Origin of the sequence: Arthrobacter sp. HMWF013, assembly GCF_003061105.1 — a bacterium.
In the GTDB taxonomy this organism is placed as follows: Bacteria; Actinomycetota; Actinomycetes; order Actinomycetales; family Micrococcaceae; genus Arthrobacter.
In genome coordinates this window covers 3,850-12,570 of sequence record NZ_QAIQ01000554.1, presented here as the reverse complement: position 1 = coordinate 12,570, position 8,721 = coordinate 3,850, and the positions used below count along the sequence as shown (strand labels likewise).

The 8,721-nt window shown below is 65.9% G+C and carries 10 protein-coding genes; 3 read left to right on the top strand and 7 right to left on the bottom strand.

Features of this window, described 5'->3' with window-relative positions; genetic code table 11:
* Positions 1-1,211, bottom strand: a 1,211-nt coding sequence (locus tag DBR22_RS19010; RefSeq protein WP_308810238.1) for a PEP/pyruvate-binding domain-containing protein, incomplete at its 3' end; no start/stop codon positions are given.
* A 99-nt stretch (positions 1,212-1,310) separates the two neighbouring features.
* On the opposite strand from DBR22_RS19010, the gene DBR22_RS19005 reads away from it, so the two are divergent.
* Positions 1,311-2,168 carry a hypothetical protein gene (locus tag DBR22_RS19005; protein ID WP_146187578.1) on the top strand — a complete coding sequence of 286 codons (858 nt, stop codon included), beginning with the start codon at positions 1,311-1,313 and terminating at the stop codon, positions 2,166-2,168.
* An 81-nt stretch (positions 2,169-2,249) separates the two neighbouring features.
* Positions 2,250-2,393, top strand: coding sequence for a hypothetical protein (locus DBR22_RS23980; RefSeq protein WP_181365248.1), 144 nt, complete (start codon positions 2,250-2,252; stop codon positions 2,391-2,393).
* A gap of 51 nt (positions 2,394-2,444) precedes the next feature.
* Here the strand turns inward: DBR22_RS23980 and DBR22_RS19000 are convergent, their stop codons facing one another.
* Positions 2,445-2,849, bottom strand: coding sequence for a DUF805 domain-containing protein (locus DBR22_RS19000; protein WP_258229307.1), 405 nt, complete (start codon positions 2,847-2,849; stop codon positions 2,445-2,447).
* 156 nt (positions 2,850-3,005) lie between these two features.
* Entirely contained in the window at positions 3,006-3,707 is a 702-nt protein-coding gene (locus DBR22_RS18995) for a DUF4386 domain-containing protein (protein ID WP_108600280.1), read from the bottom strand.
* A 90-nt stretch (positions 3,708-3,797) separates the two neighbouring features.
* Here DBR22_RS18995 and DBR22_RS18990 point away from each other — a divergent pair, with 90 nt between their 5' ends.
* The gene (locus tag DBR22_RS18990) at positions 3,798-4,475 is read left to right on the top strand and encodes a TetR/AcrR family transcriptional regulator (RefSeq protein WP_108600279.1); all 678 of its coding nucleotides are present in this window, start codon (positions 3,798-3,800) and stop codon (positions 4,473-4,475) included.
* Between the two features lie 8 nt (positions 4,476-4,483).
* Here DBR22_RS18990 and DBR22_RS18985 read toward each other — a convergent pair whose 3' ends face one another.
* The 4 genes from DBR22_RS18985 to DBR22_RS18970 all read right to left on the bottom strand — a co-directional run bounded on the left by DBR22_RS18985 (position 4,484) and on the right by DBR22_RS18970 (position 8,309).
* A complete protein-coding gene (locus tag DBR22_RS18985; protein ID WP_108600278.1) occupies positions 4,484-5,179 on the bottom strand; it encodes a DUF2306 domain-containing protein in 696 nt (231 codons plus the stop codon).
* Between the two features lie 269 nt (positions 5,180-5,448).
* On the bottom strand, positions 5,449-7,011 hold the full coding sequence (locus DBR22_RS18980) for a serine hydrolase domain-containing protein (protein ID WP_108600277.1): 1,563 nt from the start codon (positions 7,009-7,011) through the stop codon (positions 5,449-5,451).
* Between the two features lie 88 nt (positions 7,012-7,099).
* Positions 7,100-7,762 carry a DUF998 domain-containing protein gene (locus DBR22_RS18975; RefSeq protein WP_108600276.1) on the bottom strand — a complete coding sequence of 221 codons (663 nt, stop codon included), beginning with the start codon at positions 7,760-7,762 and terminating at the stop codon, positions 7,100-7,102.
* A gap of 154 nt (positions 7,763-7,916) precedes the next feature.
* Positions 7,917-8,309: a hypothetical protein gene (locus tag DBR22_RS18970; protein ID WP_146187577.1), complete on the bottom strand. Its 393-nt coding sequence runs from the start codon at positions 8,307-8,309 to the stop codon at positions 7,917-7,919.
* Between the last annotated feature and the right edge of the window lie 412 nt (positions 8,310-8,721).

Here is an 8,721-nt window from a genome sequence, read left to right as displayed (position 1 = left end):
AGCATCCGCAGCATCCCCGCGGTGCGGTAGTAGTAATAGGCGTAGCCGTTGATGGTGGGCATTTTGACGTCGTCCTCGCGGATGATGTTCCTGCCCAGGGCGTCTGCCAGCAGGGCTTTCAGCGAGCGGGACACCGAGCCGTCAATGAGGTCGGCAAAGAGCGGCGAGAGCGGGTCCGGCAGCTGTTCCACGATGCTGGCCCGGAAATACAGGCCTTTCGGATACGGCACGGGCCAGGTCTCCGGGGTATCGGCCGCAGGTTCGGGGAGCGCGGTGATGGGCCGGGACTGCAGCAGGAAGAACCTGCCACCGGCCCGCGCCCACTCGATGTCCTGCGGCGCCCCGAAATGGTCAGCAATCCGGGCTCCGCAGCCCGCCAGCTCGGCGGCGGCGCGGTCATCAAGAACAGGCGCACGACGACGGTCCGCCGGCACCGGTTCCTCCCGGGTCCCGTGCTCCGAGTAGACAGTCATGACCGCCTTGTCAGCGGTCTGCCGGGACAACACAGTGCCCGTCCCGGCATCGACAACGAGGTCATCCGTGGTGACCGTCCCGCCCACCACGGATTCGCCGAGGCCCCAGGCGGCGCTGATGGCTGTCTGGTCGCGGCGCCCGTTGGCAGGATTGGCGGTGAACATCACGCCGGCGGACTCGGCGTCAATCATCTGCTGGACCACCACTGCGAGGCGCACCGCGCCCGGTGCGATGCCTTCCCGGGCGCGGTAGGCCATGGCCCGCGCGGTCCACAGGGAGGCCCAACAATCGATCACTGCAGCGGACAGAGATTCAGCCCCGCGAACGTTCAGGTAGGACTCCTGCTGCCCGGCGAAGCTGGCCGCGGCGAGGTCCTCGGCAGTGGCGGAGGAGCGCACCGCAACGGCCGTGGCCCCGCCGTCGAGATTTCCGTAGGCGGCCCCGAGTTCCGCCGCGATGTCGGCGGGCATGGTGCCGCTCCTAAACAGGGACTGGATCCGCTCCGAGGCGTCCGTGTAGTCCTGTGGCGCCGCGTCCTGTGGGAGCGTGGCCAGTTCCTGGATGGCGTCCCCGAGCTGGTTGGCCTGCACAAAGTGAGAGTAGGCGGCGGTGTTCAGCACAAACCCCGGCGGCGCCGGAAGCCTGGCCTGGATGAGCCCGCCCAGTCCCACGGCCTTGCCGCCGGCCACGGCGATGTCGCCAGGTCCCACCTCGCCCAGGTTGTTGACGTAGGTCATGATTCCGCGTCCTCACTGCCCGGCCTTTGGGGCGTTTGAGCGAACCTGATTCTCCACATACTGGCACTGCCGCCTGCAGGAGGCCATAGACTCGGAGCCATGTCAGCTCTTGGGGGGATGCGGACGCCGCGCAGACCAGTCCTGGTCATGATGGCCGCGCTGGTCATGGCGCTCGCCGGGTGTGAGTACGGCGGCCTTGATGCGCGGCCGGCCCCGGCATCTTCCCCGGTATCACCTGCGCCCCGGTCCTTCGAGGAAAACGCCGCCGAGGTGGTGCGGCTGCTCGGGGCTCCGGCGTCGGATCTCGGTTTGCCGTCCGAGGCGGAACCTGCCGGGAAGCTTTCCCTGGTTCTGGCGCCCGGCGACTATGTGGTCACGGGGGCATGCGCGGGTGTTTACGGGGCCAAGCTCACCATCGTGAAGGGTGAGGGCATGCCGGAGGCTTCCAGCTTTGAATGCGACGCGGCGTTGGACCGTTTTGTCAGGCACTCCGGGGGGCCCATCACCATCAGCGCGGTCCCGCCCACGGGCAGGCCGTCCGCAACCGGTGTCAAGGTCCGGCCCAACACGGATCGCAGGGCTTCGGAGCTGGAGGACTTCTCTGAATGGTCAGCAACGCAGCTGCTGCCGTATGTGCCTGGTGAGTCACGTGGTGCCACCAGTGCGAACTCAACCGCCGCCGGATCGTTGCAGGCCGAACCCGGCCAGTACGAGCTCCATTTCGTCTGCAGCGGGCCGCCAGGGGCGGCGCTGTCGGCGGCTTCCTGGGCTGGCGCCGAAGTTCTGGCGCCGGTGCAGGTCATCTGCGACGGACAGGTGTTCACGACAACCCTTTTGCTCCCCACCGAGGGCGTGGACCTGACGATGAGCCCCGGCGGTGGCCCGGACGGCCGCTTCGCGTACAAGCTCGTGCCGGCTGCCCTGAATCCGGTCCCGCCGGGCAGCGCAGGCTACTGACGCCCGGCAGGAGGCAGTCTGTCAGCGGTGGCATCCGTGTCATAGGATTCGCGCACCCGACCCACGCATTATTGTCGAATCATGGGCAAGGATCAGAACAGTGAGCTGGAGGGGCAGACCTCCATCAACGAGCTGCTCGACAAGCCCGTCGGAGACACCCATATCCAGCTGGTGCTGCCCATCCACGTCCAGCTCCGCCCGGGGGAATTCCGCCGCGTGTCCTGAGGGCCAGGACCGGCCCCAGGACACGCGGCGAGACCCCGGACACTGGCGGGTCTAATCCTGGAAAGATACCGGCTGGTCGAACCGCTGGTGCTCCGGCTGGTCGAACCGCTGTCCCTCCGGCTTGGCATCCATCACTGCGAAGACGATGATGACGATGGCGCCGAAGAACGGAATCAGCACGAGCAGCGCCAGCCAGCCGCTGACGTTGACGTCATGCAGCCGGCGGGCAATCAACGCCCACGCCGGAACGAGCGTGGCGAGCAGCCAGGTGCTCGCCAGACCCTGCACAATCATCAGGCCTACCTCGGGTTCGTTGAGGGCGGAAAGTATGGCGGCCGCGTAAAACAGGATGAGGACGATGCCGTTGGCGAGCACCCACCACCAGTATTCACTGCGGCTGGCCCGCCCTGAGAACGTTGCGTACTTCTTGAAAAACCGGCTGACGGCGTCCGGCAAAGATGCTCCGTAGAGTGGCGCCGAGAGCGGAACGCCACCGGCCGGCTGGGCATACTGCTGTTGCGGTGTGTAGTGGCACCCGGCCATGCGCCGCCGTCGGGAATGACGACGGCGGCGCATGGCGTGGGAGCGATGCTCTCTTTGGGTGCATGGCGCTCAGCTGATGGTGAGCTTGCGGCCTTTGATCAGGAGCCAGAAGATGCAGCTGGTTTCGCCGATGATGGCGAACAGGCCGTACATCGGGGTGAATCCATCCACGAATGCGACACCGAACGCATCGATGATGTACCCGGTGCCGGAGATGGCAAGGAGGGTTCCGAGAACTTTGGGGACGAACGTCGAGCGGAGCTCCAGGTAGCCGATCAGGATGAGGTAAAGGCCGAACAGCCCCAGGCTGATGAGCCATATGGTGCGGAACGATGCGATGGCGTGCAGGGCCTGTTCCGGATTATCAAGCAGGGCGTAGGCATTTGCCAGCTGGCCCGTGGCGACTGCGAAGAGGCCCGCGAACGTGACCCGCATCCAGGCCGCAGCCGCTGACAGTTGCCGGTTGACGTTTTTGAACAGGGCGTACCAGGCGGCAGATACGAGAACGTCGAGCAGGATGACCAGGAAGATGCACGCGACGCCGGCAAGGTAGATCGGGCCCGACTGTGTGATGTCCCTGGCCGTTTTGGCTGCGTCTCCAGGGGTGATAAGTGGCACGACGCCGCCGAAGTAGCCGGCCGTCATGAGGACCACCATCGCCAGCAGGCCAAGGCCGGACACCAGGCTTGCGGTGGCGGGGGACCATGTTCGGAAATCCAGGTTCGAGGAGCGGAGGGAGGTTCGGTTGTGCGTTGCTGTAACAGTGCCCATGATCTTCGCCTTACGTTGTAAGCTTATGATGTAAGTAAACTACGCCTACGGTGTAAGGTGAGTCAATGGGGTCAGAAGAAAGAGGGGGAAATGGCTGAAAAGAAGGCTCAGGGGGCTGAAGGCCGGGCGCGTTTGAACCGGGAGCGGGTGCTGGAAACCGCCATCAGGCTGGCGGACGGGGGAGGCATCGAGAAACTCTCCATGCGCCGGCTGGGCGATGAGCTGGGCGTTGAGGCGATGTCGCTTTACAACCATGTCTCGAACAAGGAGGACCTGCTCAACGGCATGATCGATGCCCTCTACGGCGAGATTGAGCTGCCGTCCCACGGCGATGACTGGAAGAGCGCGGTGCGCAAGCGGTCGGTCTCGGTCCGGGCAGTCCTCCTCCGCCATCCGTGGGCCAACGGGCTGATGGACTCAGCCACCCGGCCCGGCCCGGGCACGCTGAGGCATCACGACAGGGTGCTTGGGACGTTCCGGAACGGAGGGTTTTCCCTGGCCATGACGGCGCACGCGTTCTCCGCGCTGGACAGCTATGTTTACGGCTTCGCGAAGCAGGAAAAAGCCCTCCCCTTCGACACCACCGAAGAGACCGCTGACATGGCCAACATCATGCTCGCCCAATTGCCGGCCAGCGAGTACCCCTACCTTTATGAACTCACCGCCAAGCATGTCCTCCGGCCGGGTTACAGCTACGCCGATGAATTCACCTTCGGGCTCGATCTGGTGCTTGACGCTTTGGAGCGGGCCCGGGATTCAGAGGGCTGAGCGCGGGGTCAGGCGAGCTGGACTGCAGGGACGGGCTTGGGGACGGGTCCCTGGGCACGCCGGTGGATGAAGTATTCGGCCACCGCCAGACTGAGGACCCAGGATGCCCCGATCAGCAGCGCCCGGGTCAGCTCGTCCACCGGTCCCACCAGCAGGATCCAGGGAATGGTCACTACAACAATGGTTCCCTGGGCGATGCCGATGGCGTACGCCCGGGACATCCACTCACTGTGCCGGACGTAGTTCCGGCGCCGGACGGCGATGAATCCCAGCACGATGAAGGCAGCCATGGCGGAGCCGAAGACCAGCCGAAGGACGAGGAGAAGCGTCCCGTCCAGCGGCGGGAGGTCGTAGAAAATGGCCATCCACAAGCCGGACAGGGCGGCAAGCAAGCCGGTGGGGGCCAGGATGCGTCCGGCAACTTTGTGCCAGCTTGGGCTGCCGCGCTTGCCCCGGCGGAGCGAGGGAACGAACTGGAACGCGCCCAGCACCAGGTACACGGTGACTGCGGGTATGTGGATCAGCACGGGGACCGGTGAATCGAAGAACCGCGCGTTGTCCGGCGTCACGTGACCTCCCGTGAGGTCGGTGATGCGCCCGGCCCCGGCGATGATCGGGACGAGGCTGAGGAAAATCAGGGCGGCGGGAACGAGCCACCGGAGCCTTGAGTTCGGGCGGGAACGGGGAGTTGTTGCAGATTTCATGAGTTCGCTTCTCTGGTCTGTGCGCTCACGGAGGCGGCGGGCTCTGCTGGGCCTTGCGTGGGCACGGACTTTTTTCGTTCATGCAGGGAGGACGGTTGGGGGCCCGGAATTGGCAGCCGGAACAACGGTGCCCAGTAGCACCCTGTTCGGACGGCGTACGCCCAACGTACTCCCGCGAGTTCGAATTAGCGATAGGCGCCGGGCTTCCCGGCAGCGTTCCGATCGAGATCGGCTCGAGGCCGGAACCTCGGACGACATCGGCGGAAACCCTAAGGACGCCGCGTGACTGAACCCCATTGGGTGAGCAGCCACACCGTCCGCGGGATCGGCCAGACAATGGCCAGCGCGAGCACCGGCACCAGCGAAACGCCGACGTCGGGGAACTGGCGGATGATCACGGACAGGTGGGTGTCGAACCGGGCCGGGGCGTAGACGAGGCACAGCCACAGGACAAAGGCGTCGAGGGCAAGGGCCGCTGCAGCCCAGGCCAGGGGAGTCCGCCGTGTCCGGGCAGCCAACGGTTCCCGCAGCACCAACCGCAGTGCCAGCCAGAGGCTCAGCAGTTCCGCGAGCAGCAACGCCACGGATACCGCCCAGCTGTACTGCTGCAGCCAGTCCTCGAACACTACCGCCGGGATGGGATCCTGCCCGTGGAGAATCCGCAGGAGGTTGGTGTCGATGGCCTTCAGCCGGGACGGGGCAGCAGTGTCGTTGCCGTTGATCACCAAGGCAACGCCCAACCCCGTGGACGGAACGAGACCCAGATAGGTGTGGCTGTTGCCCCATTCGCCCTGGTGCTCCAGCAGCAGCGGGAGTGCCGCCGGATCAGACAGCGTCGCCGGATCAACGGACTCCACCAGCGGCCGGGTGAACCAGCCCATGGCGTACCGCTTGGCGCCGTCCACCCGCACCTTTGGCTCGAACATCGCCGCCACGCTCTCAGGCCGGAGGATGCGCGCGTCCCCGAACCGGCCGCCGTCGGCCAGTGCCGTCAGCAGATTGCCCAGGTCCCCGGCCGGGGCGTACATGGTGCTGGACGGCATGCCGGTGGTGGGTGCCGGCACGTCGGTCTGCCGCCAGAACGAGCTGAACCAGCGGGAGTAGCCGGCGGCCGCGCCGTCAGCCCGCGCATCACCACGCGTTGGATGGCTGTGGTCCATCCGCAGCGGCGCGAAAACGTGCTGTTCCACGTACTCCCCGAACGGCTGGCCGGAGACTGTCTGCACCAGGAGACCCAGGACGTTGAAGTTGGCGCTCGCGTAGCGGAAACCCTCGCCCGGCGCTCCGGCCAGCCGGGAATCCGCCAGGGCACGGATCCCTTCTTCGAGGGCCTCCGGGTCCTGCGCGTCGGACGCTTCGAAGGCAGTGTCGCGGGACGACATGCCGCTGGTCTGGTGGAGCAGGTGACGCACTGTGATGGCCCACGAGCGGCGGTTGTCCAGCCTGAACCAAGGCAGGTAGGTCTGCACCGGCTCATCCAGCCTTAGCCTGCCGGCCTCGACCTGCTGCATCACAGCGATCGCTGTCAGGGACTTGGTGGTGGAGGCAAGCAGTACCGGCGTCTGGACGGTCATCGGCCGCCCGGCGTCATCTGCATGGCCGAACGCTGCGGAGTGAACCTGGACGCCATCACGGACGACGGCGACAGCGGCGCCCGGAATCCCCAGGGCCTCGAGCTGCTCGCGCAGGAAGGCGTCCACTGCCTGGTACGTCTGCTCGCGATTCACGGTTTCCGCGACCGGTGCCGGTGCCGGCGGGGTGGTGCCGCCGAGGATACCGGCGGCCACAAGGCACATCAGGAGGCAGCGCGATGACCAGGAAATAGCTCGCATGCCCGCACCTGCACTTCAGCCGACCGTCCCTACACGGTAGGGCCTCAGCAGGTGGAACACAATGCGTTCAGGGCGTCGGGCGTGCACTCTACGCCGGGGGCCGCTTCCACAACGCCACGGCCAGCACAGCCACCCAGATCATAAAAGCCCAGATACTGATCCGTTCGCCGATGCCCAGCACGAGGTTCGGTCCCGGAGCAGCCATGAACGCCACCATGCCCATGACCGCGGAAACAGCCAGTGACACGAACGAATACACGCGCATCCGGCCGTGGAACCCCACAGCCACAAAGCACATTGCCGCCACCATCAGGGCAAGCTGCACGTTGGTGGCCACAATATGCATGGGAACCGAGGCGTCGTCACCCAGCGTCAGCGGATAGAGGCCGCCCATGATGTTCCACAGCCCGTACCCGATGAGCAGGCCGCCGCCGATCCGCAGGGCACGGTTGCCGCGCGCGGACATCCAGACGCCTACGCCGAACGCCGTGAACAGCAGCGTGTAGAGCCACGTGAAGGGAACCAGGACGTCCCGGCCGGGGGAGCCGACGGCGAACAGCTCGCTCACCATTTGTTCGGTGCGGCGGTATCCCTCCCATCGGGATGCCGCCAAGCCGTCCGTGGCAAGGACGTAGGACAGCGATGACAGCGCTCCTGCAGCGAGCAGCCCCTTGCGGAGCGCATCACCACGTTGGCTTCCGGGCTGGGCAGCCCCCCTGAGCCGCGGAACCCGATGCTTATCGATTGACATTTCCGGATGTCCTCAGAGCCCGCGGCCTGACCGGAGTGTGGCGTCGGGGCCCGCGGGCGTCTGCCCCGACTCCTCCTTGTCCAGCATGCGCCGGGTTGGCGGAACACCGCCAGGGGCTATGTCCTTGGGCCTGCGGCCACGAGGACGCGGGGTGCTACTGCCCCGTTTGCAGGACAGTGCCACCCAGTTTCTGCTGGATGAGTTTCGGGTCGGGGGATACAACGGTCCAGTTCATACCGACATTGATTGAACCCCGGTCAATCGGCTGCCAAAAATCCAGCTGCGACTCCAGGGACACATCGTTGCTGTAGACAGCCAGGGATAAGTCCTCGCTGCAGCTGCCTGACGAGGCGGAGTACTTGGCGTCGTTATGCAAAACCAGCTCCGGGCACGCCAAGCCCGCGGCTGTAACGGCTTCCTTCAAGGCCTCAAGCGTCTCGAACGTTCCACCATCCGCCGGTGGCGACGGCGCTGGATCCGAAGCAGAACATGACGCCAGGAAAAGAGCGGTAATAGCCGCGGCAGCGCCCATCCTCAATCGGTTCATTCCCGGCCCCCATCAGAGAACTTCCGTCACTCCAGCCTAAGGCCAGCCCCTACCCTTCCAGGGCCCGGATCGGGAGGCGGAGGCAGCCACGGCACCCCTGTATCCTGAGAACGCAGGGTGGATGGCTACAGCGGCCATCACCCAAGCGCGGTTCGCGGCCGGATGACGGTCCGGAATCCTGGGCCGCAGCCTTCCACCTGGTGGAGCACCCGCCCACCATCGTCAGTATTCGATCGCCCCCCAATATCTTGGAATGGATCTTCATCCGTACTGACACGCCAGCTCCCGCGGCAAACCCGACGCCGGTCCCCAAACTCCAGAGCACCCCAGCGGTGGAGGATCCCGCCGTCGTGACGTGGGTCGAGGCGGGTGTCAGCCTGACTGCGCGCTGGCGTTCGGCGAACGGCAGGCC